This window comes from Paenibacillus aurantiacus (assembly GCF_042431225.1).
GTDB classification, from domain to species: domain Bacteria; phylum Bacillota; class Bacilli; order Paenibacillales; family Paenibacillaceae; genus Paenibacillus_Z; species Paenibacillus_Z aurantiacus.
The window spans coordinates 237,363-256,010 of sequence record NZ_JBHMDO010000017.1 but is presented as its reverse complement, the minus strand read 5'-3'; the positions used below and the strand labels follow the sequence as shown (position 1 = coordinate 256,010).

Below are 18,648 nucleotides of genomic sequence, written 5' to 3'. Positions count from 1 at the left end.
TTGCGGCTTTTCCTTTGCTAGTAGTCCTGTGTATAGGTAAAGCGTGTCTGCGGAAGCGGACGAAAGCGAATGTCAGCACGGAGCCGCATCAAGCGCATAGGCACTCCAGGATAACACCCCAAGGCTCGAACAAAAGTTTTTGTCCCTTAGTCAACGCTGGCTCCCCTCGGCGGAAGGCAGTACTGCAAGGTTAAACGGGGCGGGACCACCCCTAACAACAATTATGTTAGCGTTGTCCGCAAGGACAAAAGCGTGCCCCAATTCGAACGCAACCGCCGCCCGCAACCCATGTTGTCCGCACGAAAAGGGAGTCCAGAGGGCAGAGCCTGAGCGGTTTCCACAGGAAGCGCGCTTCGGAAGCATAAGCCTGAAGCCCCCTCGGCGGAGGGGGCAAGTCAGGTTAAGCGCGCCGGGACGTGGTAGGGGCTTGCTCGTCTGCAGGCCGTCCGTGCCTCGATAGCGATGCTAATGGTCGCTATTGCTTGTCCACAGGCTATCCGTGCTCCCGATAACGACGCCTAGGTCGTTATTGCCGGTCACAGGCAGCCGTTGCTCTCGATAACGACGCCTATGTCGCTATTGCTCGTCCACGGGCTGTCCGAGCACCCGATAACGACGCCTATGTCGCTATTGCTCGTCCACAGGCCGTCCGTGCTCCCGATAATGACGTCTATGTCGCTATAACTTGTCTGCAGGCAGCCGTTGCGCCCGATAACGGCGCCTAGGTCGTTATTGCTCGTCTGCACGCCGCTCATTCTCCATCCGGACGTTTCTCCTTAACCTGACAGCATTGCGGTGGAGGGGGGGGAGGGAGGGGCGCCGTATGAAGCTTTGTCCCCCAGGACAAAAGCGTGCCCAGCACGAACGCAACCGCCGCCCGCCACCCATGTTGTCAGCACGAAAAGGGAGTCCAGAGGGCAGAGCCTGAGCGGTTTCCACAGGAAAGCGCGCTTCGGAAGCATAAGCCTGGAACCCCCTCGCGAGGGGGCTTGGGGGAGGTAAAGAAGGGGTCCAAGAAGGGCGAAGCCCTTTATATTCATCCGGACGGATCGAGATCGCCGAACCGTCGCGCTACCCTTTGACTGCCCCGAGCAGCGCGCCTTTCACGAAATGCTTCTGCACGAACGGATAGGCGATGAGCATCGGCGCGGTGGCGACGACGATGACGGCCATCTTGATCGTCTGCGCGGGCGGGATGACGTCGACCGAAGTACCCTCCGCCTGCATGCCGCTCGAGACGAGCACGATCTGGCGCAGCAGCACTTGAATCGGCCATTTGGCGGAATCCGCCAGATAGAGAATCGCGTTCGTGTACGTGTTCCAATAGGTGACGGCATAGAACAGGGAGATCGTCGCGATCGACGGAATGGCCAGCGGCAGCATGATGCGAAAGAAGACGCCGAAGTCGTTCGAACCGTCGATTTTGGCCGATTCCTCCAAGCCTTCGGGCAGCGCCTGGAAGAAGTTGCGCATGATGATCAGGTTGAAGGCGTTGATGGCCACGGGCACGATCATCGACCAATATGAATCGATGAGTCCGAAATATTTGACGACGAGAAAGGTCGGGATCATCCCCCCGCTGAACAGCATGGAGAAGACGACGACGAAATTAATGAAGTCGCGGCCGTACAAATATTTGCGCGACAAGCCGTACGCCATAAGCGCGGTCAGCGCCATGCTGACGACGGTGCCGATCACCGTGACGCCGATCGAGACGGCCAGTCCCTTGAAGAGCGTCGGCGTGGAGAGCACGTACCGGTACGCATCCAGGGAGAACGTCGTCGGGAAGAGGATGAATTTCTTGGACACCACCTCCTGCGTAGAGGCGAAGGAGCTGGCGAACACATTCAGGAATGGAACGAGACAGATTAGGGCGATCAGCGCGAGGGCCGTGTTGTTCGCGGCATGGAACAGCAGGCTTCCCACGGACGATCGTTTGCGGGATGGCGACATAGCGGTTATCCTCCTTGGGATGTAAGATACTTCGACTGTACCAAGCGGCTTGCATTCCGTATATAATCCGCATCCGAGGTGTTGCCCGTATAGCGTTTGCAGAGGGACGAGAAGGGGCGCGAGCGGCGATAATCATAAGCTCAGACGGTTGTCACGAGCCCAGATTGATATAACCGAAACGCTGTAACGACGGGCTTCGCGGCGGTTCATGGTCAAATGATTATGTACGGAACGCCCATTTCGCCCTACGCTTAGAACATGAAAGGCAGCGCTTACAAGGAGGAATTACCCATGCAGGAAACCGCCGCGCCGCAGGTCTCGCTCTCGCCTGCCCGCATTCGCAAGAAGAGGGCCGTCATCCCTTGGAAGGAGATTCGCCGCAACAAGCTGCTCTACCTGATGATCCTTCCGGGCTTCCTATTTTTTATCGCGTTCAAGTATTTGCCCATGGGCGGGCTCGCCATCGCGTTCCAGGATTACCAGCCTTTCCTCGGCATCAAGGACAGCCCGTGGGTCGGCTTCAAGCATTTCGAACGGCTGTTCACCGAGCCGACGTTCTGGATGCTGCTGCGCAACACGCTCGTTCTGTTTTTTATGAACATTATTTTCTTCTTCCCGCTGCCGATTATATTGGCGCTGATGCTCAACGAGGTCCGGCACCGGTTCTTCAAGGGCGCGGTCCAGACGATCATTTACATTCCGCACTTTCTCTCGTGGGTCATCATCGTCTCGATCTGCTTCGTGTTCCTGACCGTGGACGGCGGCGTCGTCAACGAGCTGCTGGCGGCCATGGGCTTCGCCAAGATCAACTTCCTCACCTCGGCGGAGTGGCTGCGCACGATGTACATCGGCCAGATCATCTGGAAGGAGCTCGGCTGGTCGACCATCATATTCATCTCGGCGATCACGGTCGTCGACCCGCAGCTGTACGAGGCGGCGGAGATGGACGGCGCTGGGCGTCTGCGGAAAATGTGGCACGTAACGCTGCCCGCCATTCGGCCGGTCATCATCACGCTGCTCATTCTGAAGATCGGCAGCACGCTCGACCTCGGGTTCGAGCATATGTACCTGCTGCTCAACTCGCTGAACCGCGAAGTGGCGGAAATTTTCGATACGTACATTTACACGGCGGGCCTGAAGAACGGGCAGCTCAGCTACAGTACGACCGTCGGCTTGTTCAAAGGACTGGTCGGCCTCATCCTCGTCATCCTCTCCAACAAGCTGGCGAAGAAGATGGGCGAGGACGGCGTGTACTAGAAGAGCGGCGAAGAAGCGGCCGCGAGTGGAATCCATATCGACCGTAGGACACGGACTTCGCGCCACGCTTCTAGAGCTTGGAGGACGCGCTTGGAGGCGCGAACGCAACGAATTCAGCCCGCGGGCCATTGCCTGCCGGGAGGAAGATAGCATGAACACGGGCGGCATGACAGGGAAGGCACTATCGCGTTTTATTCGATCAAGGGGGATTGGAAAGATGACGAAACGAACTTGGAAGCAAACGGCGGCCCTGCTGCTCGGCAGCGCGCTGCTGCTCAGCGCTTGCGGCGACGGCAATTCGGGCGGCAATAACGGCAATGGCGGGGCGGGCGACCCGGCCAAGACGAATAATGGCGCATCCAGCGGCGCGAATACAGGCGACAAGCAAGCCGAGACGGCGAAGATCTCCTGGCTGAACATCCTGCACACCGCCTCGCCGCCGACCGATACGGTGCTGAACAAGATCGAGGAGCTGACGAATACGGAGCTGACGTTCTCTTGGGTGCCGGACGCGTCCAAGGAGGAGCGGATCAATACGTCGCTCGCCTCCGATTCGCTCGCGGATATCGTGACGCTGACGATTCTGGATAACTCTTCGGTGCGCAGCGCGCTCAAATCCGGCATGTTCTGGGATGTCGGTCCGTTCCTCGACGAGTTCGAGCACTTGGGCAAGATCTCCCAGGATACCCGGACGTCGGCCTCGATCGAAGGCAAGCTGTACGGCATTCCGTTCCAGAAGGCGCTCGCCCGCAATGGAGTCGTCATCCGCAAGGATTGGCTCGATAAGCTGAACCTTGCGGTGCCGAAGACGACGGACGAGCTGATGAACGTCGCCAAGGCGTTCACGGAGCAGGATCCGGACGGCAACGGGCAGAAGGACACGACGGGCTTCGTCGATCGCAGCGATCTGGTGTTCGGCGCGTTCAAGACGCTCGGCTCCTATTTTGGCACGCCGAACATCTGGAAGGAAGAGAACGGCAAAGCGGTCGCGGAGTTCGAGACCGAGAACTACGTCAATACGATGAACTACATGAAGCAGCTGTACGACAACGGCTATATCAACCAGGATTTCGCGGTGACGGCCAAGACGGATCAGCAGCAGAAGTTCGCCCAAGGCAAAGCGGGCATCTACGTCGGCGCGCTGTTCGACAGCAAGAACCTGCTTAACATGGCCAAAGGCGTGCAGGACAACATGGAGCTGGTCATGGTGAACGATCTGACGGCGCCGGGCCAGCAGCGCGCGATCTGGAGCGGCAACAACGGCATCGGCGGCCTGCTATCCTTCCCGCGCTCGGAGGTCAAAGACGAAGCCGAGCTGAAGCGCGTCCTTCAGTTCGTCGACGATCTGATGAGCGAAGAGGCGTATGCCTTGATGACGTACGGCATCGAAGGCGTGCACTATACGAAGGATGCCGAGCAAGCCGTCACGATCAAGGATCAGGACTTGTGGCAGCAGGAAGTGCAGCCGTTCGCGTCATCCCGTCCGAGCGAAGTAGGATTCACGATTCACGACGCGGACCCGCTCAAGAAGGAAGCAGACCGGCTGATCGCGGATAACGCGAACTACGTCGTGCTTAATCCGTTCTACTCGCTGGAATCGCCGACATGGTCCTCCCAAGGCTCCGAGCTGCAGAAGATCATCACCGACGCGACGTACAAATATATTCTAGGCAAAGCGACGCTGGACGACTTCAAGGCAGCGGTGGAAAGCTGGAAGAAAGCCGGCGGCGCAAGCGTCATCAGCGAATATGAAGCGGCGTTCGCGAAGGTGCAGGGCTAATCCCGAAACAGACGTAATGGACAGGGTCCTGCCCGCCCGCAACCGACGGCGAGGCGGGACCTGCTTACGAGAACGAGGAGGTTATCATGGCGCAATCGAAATGGGCGGTTCGTACGGCGGAGACGATTATGGCGCGCACGCCGCAGCTTGGCGAAGACAAGGGCTATGGCGGCAAATGGTCCTACGACTATGGCGTCGTGCTCAGAGGCTTCCGGCAGCTGTGGACATTCACGGGCGAGCAGCGGTATCTCGGCTATATTCAAGACAATATGGACGCATTCGTCGGCGAGGACGGCGCCATTCGAGGCTACCGGGCGGACGAATACAACATTGACCATATCAACAACGGGAAGCTGCTCATCGACCTGTGGCGCGAGACCGGCGAGGAGAAGTATAAGCTGGCGGCCGCGTCGCTCCGGGAGCAGCTGCGCACGCATCCGCGCACGTCGGAAGGCGCCTTCTGGCACAAGCAGATCTATCCGTACCAAATCTGGCTGGACGGCTTATATATGGGCGCGCCGTTCTATCTCGACTATCTGCTGACGTTCGAGAACGGCGAAGGGCTGGACGACGTCACGAAGCAGTTCATTCTGTGCGAGAAGCATACGCGCGACGAGCGGACAGGACTGCTCTACCATGCCTGGGACGAGAAGCGCGAGCAGCCGTGGGCCGATCCGGCGACCGGCCTGTCGCCAAGCTTCTGGGGCCGTTCAATGGGGTGGTTCGTCATGGCGCTGGCCGACGTGCTGGAGCTGCTGCCGGGGCATCATAAGGACCGCCTGGAGCTTGAGCGCATTCTGCGGGATACGCTGACCGCGCTGCGGAACGTGCAGGACGCGGAGTCGGGCGTATGGTACCAGGTGCTCGACCAAGCGGGGCGCAAGGGCAACTATCTGGAGGCGTCCGCGTCGTCCATGATTACGTTGGCTATTGCTAAGGGGCTGCGTCTGGGCGTACTGGATCCGGAATGGAACGAGACGCTGGAGCATGCCTTCGCGGGCCTGATCGCGGAGTTCGTGCTGGAGACGAAGGAAGGCTGGGTCAACCTGAACAAGAACTGCCAGGTGGCGGGCCTCGGCGGCGCGGACCGCCGGGACGGGACGTACGCGTATTACATCAGCGAGCCGATCATCGCGAACGATCAGAAAGGCTTGGGCGCGTTCCTGCAAGCGTGCGCGGAATACGAGCACGGCCGCTCCGCGGCGGCGCGGCCGGAGAAGGCGGGCAAAGCATGACGGTCTATAACATCGCCGACTACGGGGCTGTAGCAGGCGGCGAACAGCCGGCAACGGAAGCGTTCGCGGCCGCCATCGAAGCGGCTGCGGCAGCAGGGGGCGGCACGGTCGTCGTGCCCGCCGGCACGTACCTGAGCGGGCCGATTCGCATGCGCAGCCATATCGAGCTGCATCTGTCGCCCGGCGCCGTCATCGCGTTCAGCGCCGATCCGGCAGATTACGCGCCGGTCGATTCCCGCTGGGAAGGCGTCCGCCGCCCGGTCTACGCGTCGTGCATCTACGGCGCGGATCTGGAGAACGTCGCCGTGACCGGCTTCGGCAAGCTGGATGGCCGCGGCGAGCCGTGGTGGAAGCTGCACCGGGAGCAGCGGGAGGCGCTCGCGTTCCCGCGTCCGAAGCTGATCAGCTTCGACCGGTGCCGCCGCGTGACGCTGCGCGATCTGACGCTCGTGAACAGCCCGAGCTGGACGGTCAATCCGATCGAGTGCGAGGACGTGACGATCGACAACATGAGCATTCATAACCCGGCGGATTCGCCGAACACGGACGGCATCAATCCCGAGTCGTGCCGCAACGTGCGTATCAGAGGCTGCCACATCGACGTCGGCGACGATTGCATCGCGATCAAGGCGGGCACGGAGGATACGGCCGAGCGGATTCCATGCGAGAACATTACGATCACGGGCTGCACGATGGTCCATGGGCACGGCGGCGTCGTGCTGGGCAGCGAGATGAGCGGCAGCATTCGCCGGGTGACGATCGCCAATTGCGTCTTCATCGGCACCGACCGCGGCATCCGGCTCAAGTCGCGGCGCGGGCGGGGCGGCATCGTGGAGGATATCCGGGTGAGCAACATCGTGATGGAGGACGTCATCTGTCCGTTCATTTTGAAGCTGTATTACTTTTGCGGCCCCAAAGGCAAGGACCAATACGTCTGGGACAAAAATCCGTACCCCGTCACGGAGGAGACGCCCTGCTTCCGGCGGATTCACTTCAGCGGCATCACCGCCCGGGGCGTGCGCGCGTCGGCAGGCTTCCTGTACGGACTCGCCGAGCAGTATATCAGCGAGATTACGTTCGACAATATCGACATCTCCATGGCGCAAGACCCGGAGCCGGAATACCCGGCGATGATGGACGGCATACCGAAAATGAGCCGCCGCGGCTTCTATCTCGGCAACGTACGGGATATTCGGTTTAGCAAGGTGACGGTGGAAGACCATGACGGGCCAGCCTTCTATCTGGAGCATGCGGAATGCGTGGAATTGGACGGCTGCCGGTCGGTGCGGACGCGCAAGCCGGAGCCGCTTGTGCAGCGGGCGGAGGAAGCGGGCGCACGGAGCGTAAAAGCCGGCGGCGCAGCGGAGCCGGCGCAAGCGGAAGCAGCCGCAGACGTACAAGGCTCTGGCAGAGGCGGGTCGGTGGAGCTGACGCAAGCGGAAGTGGCAGCAGGCACGCAGGCTGCCAGCGATCGGGGGCAACCGTGAACCGGCGGGAAGAGCTGCTGCGGCTGCTCGGCATCGAGGGAAGGTCGGCGCAGGGCGACCTTGACGGTCAAAGTAGGCCTCGGCTCGAGCTGCTGCGCAGCGAGACGCGCGCGGGTTATCGCCTCGACACGCTGCTGCTCGAGGTCGGCGACGGGGAATTGGCCCCAGTCGATCTCGCGCTGCCGCTGCATGGCGATGGCCCTTACCCGCTCGTTATCGTGAATCATTCGCACGGCGGAGATTATGAGCGCGGGCGTCGCGAGCTGACCGTAAGCAGCTCGTATTTGCAGCAGCCATCGTACGCCGAAGCGTTGACCGCAATGGGGTATGCCGCCTGCTGCATGGACATGCGACTGTTCGGCGATCGCGGCGGCAAAAGCGAGAGCGAGCTGTTCAAGGAGCTGCTCTGGCGCGGCAAGGTGCTGTGGGGGCTGATGGTGGAAGACACCCTTCGCCTTGTTGACGCGATGGCAGATAGGGAAGACATCGACGGCTCGCGCATCGGTACGCTAGGCATGTCGATGGGCGGGCTGATGGCTTGGTGGCTGGCCGCGCTCGACGAACGAATTCGCGTCGTCGTCGATATTTGCGGGCAGGTGGAGGCGGAGACGCTGATCATGAAACGCGGGCTTGATCATCATGGCTTGTACGCCTACGTGCCCGGTCTTCTTCAATCGTTCGGCACGTTAGACATCCAGCGTCTGATCGCGCCAAGGCCGCGCATGAGCTTGAACGGGCGGAGCGATCGGCTCTGCCCGCCGGAAGGGGTGCAGCTGCTGGACGCGGGATTGCGCGGTAGCTACGCGGAAGCCGGTGCGGCGGATAACTGGCAATCGGTCGTTAGCGGCGGTGGTCATCGCGAGACGGCGGAGATGCGGGCGCGCTGGCGGCGGTTTGTGCGGGAGCATCTGTAACTTGGCGTGCGGCATAATGTCCGCGCGGGGAATCCGCATAGAGCGCGGCCCGGCCGCTTGCCGCACCATGCGGACATGGCTGCCGGCCCGCCCGGTTATGGGCGGCGGCATGCCTCGACAGCCGGGTGTTCTCGCTAGGCGCGAAGGCGCAACGACGTGATCGGGACCCACGATATGGAAGGAGCGTTGCGCTATGCTTGTAGGACTCTATCCTGGCTGCGACCATGACACGATTCAGGCGGCAATCGACGAGCTGGAGCGGAGGCCGTCTGGTTCGCGAGACACGCTGACGATCCTCCCGGGCATCTACGAGGAGAACGTACGCGTCTATCGCTCGGATCTGCGCATCGTCGGGATCGGCGAGGTGGTCATTCGGGGCCGGCTGTCCGCGCGACAGGCGGCCGCGGACGGTCAGCCGCTCGGCACGTTCGGCACGCCGACGCTGTTCCTTGGCGGAAGCCGGCTTGCGATGGAGAACGTGACGGTCGAGAACGCGGCCGGCTGCGGCGACCTCGTCGGTCAGGCGTTGGCGTTGTATGCCCATTGCGACGAGACGGTGTTCCGGCATTGCGTCTTCCTGGGCTATCAGGACACGCTGTGCACCGGTCCGCTGCCGGACGCCTCGCTTGCGGGGACGCCATTCGGCGGCATTCCGGTCCGGGAGAAGCGCTCGATCTGCCGCCAGCTCTATATCGGCTGCCGGATCGAAGGTACGGTCGATTATATTTTCGGCGGGGCGATGGCGGTGTTCGAGCGCTGCCGCATTCATGCGCGCAAGCGAAGCGGAGGCGGGTCAATCTACGTCACGGCCGCTTCTACCCCGGCCTGCCAAGCGCACGGCTATGTGTTCCGGGAATGCCTGTTGACGGCGGAGGAGGGAGCGGGGCCGCTCTATCTCGGCCGGCCATGGCGGGACGCGGCCAAGACCGATTGGGTCGGCTGCGCATACGGGGCAAGGCTTCATCCCGACCGTTGGGACGACTGGGAGAAGCCGCACGCCCGCGCCACGGTCCGGTACCGGGAGTTCGGCTGCCGCTCGCTCCTCGAGCCGTCGGCCGGGCAGTTGGGCAACGGCTTGGAAGACTCATCGGATAAGCTGACGACCGATTCAAGCGATACGGATGGGGCCTATCAGCTTGGTTCGGTCGGCGAGCGCGATTCGGCGAGTCGGTCCATACGGGTACATGAGAGGCAGCCGGCCTTCATCGGCGAGATGCCCCCGATTGGCGAGCCGATTCTAGGCGCAAAGCCCGACCCGCGGGAATTCCCGCCAGCTGGTGGCGGCTTCGGACTGCGCTCCGACCGAATCCCGGCCGGGCTTGAGGCGGACGAATTGTTTCGGGACAGCGATTTTCTGAAGAGGAAGGGAGTAGGATGAGCGAGATGAGCGAACAAACGGCCGCGGCGCGCGCAAGCGCCGCGGAAGGAAGAGGAACCATCGTCAACCCGGTGCTGCGCGGCTTCAACCCGGATCCCTACATGCTGCGCGCGGAAGGGAAGTATCTCATCGCGGTGTCGTCGTTCGAGTGGCTGCCGGGCGTGCGGGTGTACGAATCGGCCGATCTGATCCGCTGGACGCATCGCGCCGACTTGCTGACGGATCAGGTCGATCTGCGCGGCAATCCGAAGAACGGCAGCATCTGGGCGCCGCAGCTGAGCTGGCGCGAAGGACTCTACTATCTGGTCTATACCGACGTGAAGAGCACAAGACGCCCTTTCAAAGACAGCCACAACTATCTGATCACCGCCACGTCGCTGGACGGTCCTTGGTCGGAGCCGGTCTACCTGAACAGCAGCGGCTTCGATCCGTCGCTGTTCCACGACGACGATGGCCGCAAGTGGCTGCTCAACGAGATTTGGGATTATCGCATCGAGACGGGCAACAAGTCGGCCGGCATCGTCATGCAGGAATATGACCCGATCCGGCAGGAGCTGATCGGAGAACCGGTGAAGCTGTTCGACGGCACGCATCTGGCGAAGACGGAAGCTCCTCATATATATAAGCGGGACGGCTGGTATTACCTAATCACCGCCGAAGGCGGCACGGGGACGGGCCACGCCGTGACGGTCGCGCGTTCGCGGCAATTGGGAGGCCCCTACGAGGTCGATCCGAAGTTCCCGATGATGACCGCGAGCGATACGCCGGACTGGCCGCTGCAATGCGCGGGTCACGGAAGCATGGTCGAGACGCCGGAGGGCGAATGGTACATGGCGCATCTGTGCACGCGGCCGGTGGACGGGAAATACGCGATTCTCGGCCGGGAGACCGCCATCCAGAAGGTGGACTGGACGGAAGACGGCTGGCTCCGTCTGCACGGCGGCGGCACGTTGCCGCTGCTCGACGTGCCGGCTCCCGCCGGCAGCGCGCATGCTGCTGGCGGACTCGACGCCTCGGAGGGGAACCCTTCCGCAAGCAGCCCCGCAACCGCGCTGTTCGAGGACCGCTTCGAGGGCCCTTCGCTGCACCCGAATTGGAACACGCTGCGGATGCTGCGGGATGAGAGCTGGTGTACGCTTGCGAGTCGACCGGGCTATCTGCGGATTACGGCGGGTGAATCGCCGCAGACGTTATTCCGGCATCATATCCTCGCGATTCGCCAGACGGAGCTGAGCTTCCGGGCCGAGACGACGCTGGATTACGCGCCGTCCTCCTATTTGCAGATGGCGGGGCTGCTGCTTTATTTGAACGACGAGAATTACGTGTACGCCTGCGTGACCCACGACGAGCGGCAAGGGCGCGTCGTACGGCTCATGCGCTGCGCGTCGGATGTCTTCACGCTGCTGCCGGACGTCGTCTTGGTTCCGGGAGGCGGGGAAGTCAGCCTCGCCGTGGAAGCGGACGGCATTCGGGCGCGGTTCGGCTGCCGCGTGGATGACGAAGCATGGCAGCCGCTCGGAGAGGAGCTTGCGATCGACTTCCTGTGCGGCGGCTTCACCGGCAACTTCATCGGCATCGGCGCGCACGATATGTACCGCACCGGCGGCAGCTACGCGGACTTCGCGTCGTTCCGTTACGAAGGGCGGGCGTAACCGGACAGCGGTCGCGCAAGCAACTCCCGCGCACGAAGTTAAACAAGAGGCAGGTTCAGCAGGTTCAATTTGGCGCCAAGGGGAGCAGCTCATCTCCGCGGCGCCATTGGCCGTTCTCGCACCGCCACGGCTTCCCGCGTCCCGAGCGGCAACAATCCGCTGTTCAAAAGAGGATTAAACGTGTATACTCTCGTAAATGGATTTCCTCTTTTTATTATCGTGCGCGTGGGAGGACTCGCCGTGCAATTATTGACGACAGAACGTTATTTGACTTTATTTAACCGATTCTCGCGAGGCGCCGCCGCAGGCATCCCGATCGAGGCGACGCTGGATGAAATCGCGGAGGTACTGTACTGCACGTCGCGCAACGCGCGGCTCATCGTCCGGAAGCTCGAGGAAGAGGGGCTTATCGAGTGGAAGCCGGGGCTTGGCAGAGGCAACCGGTCTCAGGTTGTTTTTCGAATCGACCAGGAAGCTTATTTGCTCGAAATTGCGCGCGGGCAGGCGGAGAGCGGGGATTATAAGCAAGCGTTCGACCTGCTGGAAGCTTATGGGCAAGGGGAGGAGACCAGGAAGACGTTCCTTGCCTGGCTCAATGGGCAGTTCGGTTACCGCAAGGAGGAAAGCGGCGAAGGGATTCGGGCGACGGACGCGCTGGTGTTCCCGGTCAATCAACAGACGAGCACGCTCGATCCGGCGGAGCTCTATTACGCTATGGACGCGCAAATCATCCGCCAGGTGTTCGACCGGCTGCTGAATTACGATGCGGGCGGCAAGCGCATCGTCGGCGGGCTCGCGCATCATTGGACATCCGGCGCGGATGCGACGGAGTGGACCTTCTATCTGCGCAAAGGCGTGCGGTTCCATGACGGACGTGAATTGACCGCGGCGGATGTTCGATACACGTTCGAGCGGCTGCGCGGCGGTACCAGCAACCGGTGGCTTATGCGCGGCGTCGCCGCGGTCGAGGCCGTGGGCAGTCTGGTCGTCCGGTTCCGTCTGAACAGACCGAATCGAATCTTCGACCGGTTCGTATGTTCGGCGGCTGCTTCCGTTATTCAAGCAGGACCGGGCGTGGCGGCGGAGGGAGGCGGCTTTCCGGCGCAGCCGGCCGGCACGGGACCGTTCCGCCTTGCGCCAAATACGTCGTGCCGCATCCGGCTGGAGGCGAATCCGGATTATTTTCAGGGCCGTCCTTATTTGGACCGCGTCGACATGATCGTGATGCCGGATTACTGCCGCTCCGAGTCGTACGGCGTGCCGGCGGACCAGCATGCCGCGGATGCCGATCCGTACGGCGAGGCGACGGACGACTGGCAGAACATCGAGCAGCTGTGCCGAGGGAGCACCATGCTTAGTCTGAATTTGAGACGCCCGGGGCCGCAGCGCAGCGAGCGCTTCCGCCAAGCGGTGAGGATGATTCTGGACGCTGGCGACATGATCGCCGAGATCGGCGGAGACCGGGCGATGCCGGCTTACGGGTTCTGTCCCGAGACCAGCAGCGCTTATGTGCCAGCCGCGTATAGCGAGGAGGATATCCGCTCTGCGCTTCGCGAATCGGGTTATGACTGCGAGATCTTCCGGCTGGCGATCCACGAGAAGCATGGCCGGGATGCCCGCTGGATTGGCGAGCGGCTGGGCCGCTGGGGCATCCGGACCGAGGTTGTCGTGCCGGCTGGCGGCGTCTGCGGCGCGGACGACGAGTCTGCGGACGGCACGCTGATGAACATCGTGCTCGCCGAGGACGAGGTGTGCGAGATCGAGACGTATGAGCATGAATCCGCGACGCTCAGACGGTATTTGGATTCCGATCGGTTGAATTGGGTGACCGGCCGGATCGATGAGGCGCTCAAGGCGGATTCCCCCGAAGCGCGAAGGCGGATCTTCCGCGGCATCGAGAGCATGCTTCGCGAGGAAGCGTGCGTCGTGTTCCTTTACCACCGCAGGTTGAATACGCTGCTTCACCCGTCGGTGCGCGGCGTCGTGCGGCTGAACGCGCTCGGCTGGATCGATTTCAAGGATGTGTGGATGGAGCAGCCGATTGGGACAGAAGACTAGAACATCATGAGGAAGGTCAACCGGATCGATGAACGTCATCAAAGATTTTTTATTGCAAATCGCGCTAATCGCGATGCCCGTGTTCGGCCATCAGATGCCGTGGGAGAAGAACAAGAAAGCGATCATGACGGTCTTATGGGGCATTGCGCTCGTGGCGTGCATGACGTTCCCGGTCAATTACGGGATGCAGTTCCGGCTTGATATCCGCATCATCCCGCTGCTGCTCGGCTACCTGTACGGCGGAGCGGGAACCGGTCTGGCGTTGACGGTCCTTCTGCTGTTATTTCGTCTATACCTGGGCGTGGATATCGGCTTCTATACGACGGCGCTGACGGCGCTGTGCGGCATCCCGCCCATGCTGCTGCTGCGCAAAGCTTTCCTGAAAGGCGACCTCGTACGAAGGGTGCTGATTGCCTGCTCGCTCGCCGGTTTCTATTGCCTTGTAGGCATCGGATGGTCAGCGCTGCTGCGCGGCATCTCGCTCGAAAGCTTGCAGGTGCAGGCCATTCAGCTGCTGTGCGTGCTGCTGACGACATGGATCGCGGTTAGGTTGAACGATTTCATCCACGACGTCCAATTCGTGCGCATGGAAGCCGAGCGGCTGCGGACGATCAGCGAGCTGACCAGCTTGTTCGCGCACGAGATCCGCAATCCGATGCAGGCGACGCGCGGATTTCTCCAGCTGCTCGACGATCCGGCGTTGCCCGTGAAGAAGAGGCAGTATATCGAGCTGTCGATCGGCGAGCTGGACCGGGCGAACGCGATCATCGGCGACTACTTGTCCTTCGGGAAGCCGGCCTCGACCGAACGCGAGAACGTCGAGCTTGCGCACGAGCTGAACCGATCGGCGAACGTGATGCAGCCATACGCGGCTAATCAAAGCGTCTCGATCCGGGTAGATGCGCAGCTCGCGTGCCGGGCAAGCGTCAACCCCCAGCAATTCGGACAGCTTGTCATTAATCTGCTCAAGAACGCGATTGAATCGATGCCCGAGGGCGGCATCCTTCAACTAAGCTGCAGGCCGGACGGGGACTTCGCCGAGATACGCGTCAAGGATGAGGGAATCGGGATGACGCCGGAGCAGCTGGAGCGGATCGGGTCGCCGTTCTATTCGCTGAAGGATACGGGGACGGGGCTTGGCATGATCGTCTGCCAGCAGATCGTGAAGCAGTTCGGCGGCAAGATGACGGTCGAGAGTGAATATGAGCGCGGCACGGAAGTGATCGTGCGGCTGCCGCTCGCCTAAGATGTGCAGCTTGCCGAATAAGAAGGTTTATGGAGACAGCTGCCGCTTTGCGGTGGTTGTTTTTTTGTGGTGCATGGGGGAATCCGGTTGGGACTACTCCCGAAAAATCGACACCTTTCCTTGAAAACGAGGCCTATTCTTCGTTAGGGCAGAAAGGTACACTTTGGTTCAAGGGAGGTGAAAGCACGTTCGCTGCATGAAATTGTAATCGATTTCAAGACAGAACGGAATCAAATCCGCGTGAAAAGAGGAGGATCTACGTGATGATAAGAAATTTGCGCTCTACATTACTGAAAACGGTTGCAAGCAGTGGTGTCGCCGCTTTACTGCTGACCTCGACGCTGCCGGCACCCGCGAGCGCTGCCGGCGAGACCGCCGAGGTATGGTTGACGGATCTTGGCACGGGCACGCGATTGGCCAAGCAGGCGAACGTTACGTTCAGCCCCGACGATGGGGCGGCCGGCACATCTATCGTCCTCGACGAGAATACGCAGTATCAGCAGATGGACGGCTTCGGCGCTTCGATTACGGATGCCTCGGCTTGGCTGCTGAACTACAAGCTGACGGCATCCAAGCGGGCCGAGGTGATGGAGAAGCTGTTCGGCCGGACCGGCATCGGACTCAGCATGCTGCGCCAGACGATCGGGGCGTCGGACTTCAACTGGGAAATCTACAGCTACAACGAGTCGGCGGGCGACACCGCGATGAACAATTTCTCCATCGCCCGGGATTTGCCGTACATCGTCCCGATGGTGAAGCAGGCGCGCAGCGTCAACCCGAATATCAAGGTGATGGCGGCGGCATGGAGCCCGCCGGGCTGGATGAAGAAGGGCCAGTTCCCCGACGCGGTTCATCCGATGGCGACCGGCTACCTGGATCCGCAATATTATGGAGCTTATGCCAACTACCTGGTCAAATTCATTCAGGCGTATCAGGGCCAGGGAATCCCGATCTACGCGATCAGTCCGGTGAACGAACCGGGTTTGCAGATCAAGGATTATCCGACGACGTACATGTCGATCGCGGACCATAACAATTTCATCAAGAATAACCTCGGTCCGTCGATGCGGGCAGCAGGTCTTGGCACCAAAATCATGGCCTACGACTTCAACTGGGACAACGTATCGTTCCCGGATCAGGCGCTCGCCGACGCGGCCGTGAACAGCTACGTGGCGGGAACCGCCTACCATCATTATGGCGGGAGCCCATCCGCGATGACGACGATTCACGACAAGTATCCGAGCAAGGACATCTGGTTCACCGAGGGCGGCTACGGTTCCTGGAATCCGAGCTTTACCGGCATGATGCGCGAGATGATCGCCGTGCCGCGGAACTGGTCGAAGTCGTATATTCTGTGGAATTTGGCTTTGGATCAGAATAACGGGCCGACCGTCCTTCCGAGCAGCATCAACTGGGGCACTGTGACGATCCGCTCCGACGCGATGGACAGCGTCACGTACAACGATCAATATTACGCGATCGGCCATTTCAGCAAATTCGTCGTGCCCGGCGCGCGCCGCGTCGCGTCGACCGGCTATAACGGCGGCACGCTCGATCACGTCGCGTTCAAGAATCCGGACGGCTCCAAGGCGATTGTCGTCTTCAACTACGGCAGCGCGAGCAACACGTTCAAGATTGTTTGGAACGGGCAAAAAATCTCGTATACGCTCAAGGCCAATTCGGCCGTCACGTTCAAGTGGACGAACAACGGGGGCAGCGCGGCGAGTACGGTCAGCCTGAAAGCAAGCGCGAACGGCAGCTTCGTCAGCGCGGACAATACCGGAGCCGACCCGCTCGTGGCGAACCGGGAGGCCGTCGGCGATTGGGAGAAATTCCGGCTGGTCTCGAACGGCGACGGTACGGTATCCCTGCATGCGGTAGCCAACAATAAGTATGTCATGGCGGACCAGAACAACGGCGGGCGGCTGATCGCCGCTTCGGCCGCGATCGGGACGTGGGAGAAGTTCTATCGGACCGACGCGGGCGGCGTGACGACGCTGCGTTCGGCGGCGAACGATCAGTACGTTACGGCCGACCTCAACTTGGCTGCGCCGGTACTGTACGCGAACCGCGCGTCGGCTGGCGGCTGGGAGCAATTCACGATCGCAAGCGCGCCGTAAAGGCGGTTATAGATATTGATATTGAGCAAGAAGGGGAGCCGGCGGTTGCGAGCTCCCCTTCTTCGTTTGGAGGCGAATGGAGATGGGCGGAGTTTGCATCGCGGGAGTGCCGGCAGACGCGGGCGATGAGATCGCGACCGGTTTCTTAGACGGACTCACCGTTCAGCTAGCTGGCTCAGGCCTTTAATTCCCGCGAAGCGCCCGTACCCGGTCCGCCGAGTCCGCTCTTGACCATGCAGGCGATCGCGGCGAGCACGAGCGATACGGCAATGAGGAAGATCGACGGGGAAATTCCTTTGATGACGAGCGGAAATACGTAGCCGATCATAGTCGCCGCTTGGGTGATCAGGACATACATGCTGGCGCCGAATCCGGCGCGCGCGATGAACATGCGCTGAACATAGCCCATCGCGACGCCGTAGAAGATGGATACATAGAAGGAGTGCAGCGGCTGGACGAGAAAGAACAGCATAAGCGGCGGACCGCTCGCGTAGGCGATGTAGCTGATGAGGCCGAATACGCTGCCCAGCAGGATGACGCGTTTGCTGCCATAGCGCATCGCCCAATACCCGGTCACCGTCATGAAGAGCAGCTCGAAGACAGCCTGCACGCTCCATAAGTACGACATGATCTCCGCCTGCCCGAACAGCTGGTTGACGACGAGCGGCAAGTAGAGGCCGCGTATAGCATCCCCGCAGCCGAGCAGCAGCAGCGCGGCGAGCATCCAGGCCGAGAACGGTTCTCCGGCGGAAGATGGAGCTTGCGCTTGCTTAACGCCCGTTGCCTCGCCAGGTTGATAGAGGCCAAGCAGCAGAAGCAAGCAGGCATAGCCGGCCAAATTTCCCCACAGCACCCCCTGGAACGACGTCACGATATACAGATTCGCCCCTAGCAGCAGCCCGCCGAAAAATCCGACGCTGAACGTGGCCCGAAGCCATAGCAGCGCCATCTCGACCAGGTCCGCCGCCTCTCTTGTGAAGCGGCTTCTCGCCAAGGCGTACAGCTGACCGAGGATCAAGCCCGACGGCGAGGTCGCAAGCGCCATTCCGGCGAGCGCCGATCCGAACCCGTCCGCGCGCATATACAGGAGCAGCCCGGCGATACATAATCCAGCGGCCGCCATCGGAAGCGCCTTCCTGCGCCGCATGCGATCGCCATAGATGCCGGCAGTCAGCGTGGCGATCATGTTCAGCAGCAGGGCGATGGCGAAGATCGCGGCAATTTGCCCTTTGGAAAGCCCGATCTCAACTTGCAGATAAATCGCGTTCATCGGAGCCAGAATGCCGGTTCCGATGCCATAGAAGAACATGCCCGCCACCAGCGGCCGGGCGCCCTTGATCCGCGCGAACCGCGAGAGGTCCGCGGCGACGGTCGAACCTGTTCGTTTTTTCAAACCGATTCCATCCTCTCTTGACTTCTATGGTCATTATACCATTATTTAGAAGTAGGAGGACTATTTCCAATCGCTTCCTGTAGGGCTTGCGTCCTGATTTTTCGGGAGATTCGTTTCGACGGGGGCAAATATAGTAGAATAATGTCTATAGAAGTTGAACTGATGTTTTAAACAA

The 18,648-nt window shown here is 61.1% G+C and carries 13 protein-coding genes; 10 read left to right on the top strand and 3 right to left on the bottom strand.

The window, feature by feature from the left end:
* Window positions 1–536 precede the first annotated feature (536 nt).
* On the bottom strand, window positions 537–746 hold the full coding sequence (locus ACFFSY_RS09835) for a hypothetical protein (RefSeq protein WP_377493278.1): 210 nt from the start codon (window positions 744–746) through the stop codon (window positions 537–539).
* Window positions 747–1,071: 325 nt separating this feature from the next.
* Window positions 1,072–1,953 (bottom strand): carbohydrate ABC transporter permease, encoded by an 882-nt coding sequence (locus ACFFSY_RS09830; protein ID WP_377493276.1) that lies wholly within the window; start codon window positions 1,951–1,953, stop codon window positions 1,072–1,074.
* A 399-nt stretch (window positions 1,954–2,352) separates the two neighbouring features.
* On the opposite strand from ACFFSY_RS09830, the gene ACFFSY_RS09825 reads away from it, so the two are divergent.
* From ACFFSY_RS09825 to ACFFSY_RS09780, 10 genes are all read left to right on the top strand, one after another.
* Window positions 2,353–3,210: an ABC transporter permease gene (locus ACFFSY_RS09825; RefSeq protein ID WP_377493686.1), complete on the top strand. Its 858-nt coding sequence runs from the start codon at window positions 2,353–2,355 to the stop codon at window positions 3,208–3,210.
* A gap of 217 nt (window positions 3,211–3,427) precedes the next feature.
* Window positions 3,428–4,990 carry an extracellular solute-binding protein gene (locus ACFFSY_RS09820; protein WP_377493274.1) on the top strand — a complete coding sequence of 521 codons (1,563 nt, stop codon included), beginning with the start codon at window positions 3,428–3,430 and terminating at the stop codon, window positions 4,988–4,990.
* An 86-nt stretch (window positions 4,991–5,076) separates the two neighbouring features.
* A complete protein-coding gene (locus ACFFSY_RS09815) occupies window positions 5,077–6,225 on the top strand; it encodes a glycoside hydrolase family 88/105 protein (RefSeq protein WP_377493272.1) in 1,149 nt (382 codons plus the stop codon).
* On the top strand, window positions 6,222–7,712 hold the full coding sequence (locus ACFFSY_RS09810) for a glycoside hydrolase family 28 protein (RefSeq protein ID WP_377493270.1): 1,491 nt from the start codon (window positions 6,222–6,224) through the stop codon (window positions 7,710–7,712). Before ACFFSY_RS09815 ends, ACFFSY_RS09810 begins: the two co-directional genes overlap by 4 nt.
* Window positions 7,709–8,626: a dienelactone hydrolase family protein gene (locus ACFFSY_RS09805; protein ID WP_377493268.1), complete on the top strand. Its 918-nt coding sequence runs from the start codon at window positions 7,709–7,711 to the stop codon at window positions 8,624–8,626. The genes ACFFSY_RS09810 and ACFFSY_RS09805 overlap by 4 nt, the downstream gene beginning before the upstream one ends.
* A 193-nt stretch (window positions 8,627–8,819) precedes the next feature.
* On the top strand, window positions 8,820–10,004 hold the full coding sequence (locus tag ACFFSY_RS09800; protein ID WP_377493266.1) for a pectinesterase family protein: 1,185 nt from the start codon (window positions 8,820–8,822) through the stop codon (window positions 10,002–10,004).
* A 5-nt stretch (window positions 10,005–10,009) separates the two neighbouring features.
* A complete protein-coding gene (locus ACFFSY_RS09795; protein WP_377493684.1) occupies window positions 10,010–11,656 on the top strand; it encodes a glycoside hydrolase family 43 protein in 1,647 nt (548 codons plus the stop codon).
* A 240-nt stretch (window positions 11,657–11,896) separates the two neighbouring features.
* Window positions 11,897–13,714: an ABC transporter substrate-binding protein gene (locus ACFFSY_RS09790; protein ID WP_377493264.1), complete on the top strand. Its 1,818-nt coding sequence runs from the start codon at window positions 11,897–11,899 to the stop codon at window positions 13,712–13,714.
* A 28-nt stretch (window positions 13,715–13,742) separates the two neighbouring features.
* Entirely contained in the window at window positions 13,743–14,960 is a 1,218-nt protein-coding gene (locus ACFFSY_RS09785) for an ATP-binding protein (RefSeq protein ID WP_377493262.1), read from the top strand.
* A gap of 263 nt (window positions 14,961–15,223) precedes the next feature.
* Window positions 15,224–17,080, top strand: coding sequence for a glycoside hydrolase family 30 beta sandwich domain-containing protein (locus ACFFSY_RS09780; protein WP_377493260.1), 1,857 nt, complete (start codon window positions 15,224–15,226; stop codon window positions 17,078–17,080).
* 175 nt (window positions 17,081–17,255) lie between these two features.
* Here the strand turns inward: ACFFSY_RS09780 and ACFFSY_RS09775 are convergent, their stop codons facing one another.
* On the bottom strand, window positions 17,256–18,473 hold the full coding sequence (locus ACFFSY_RS09775) for an MFS transporter (RefSeq protein WP_377493258.1): 1,218 nt from the start codon (window positions 18,471–18,473) through the stop codon (window positions 17,256–17,258).
* Window positions 18,474–18,648: the final 175 nt, after the last annotated feature.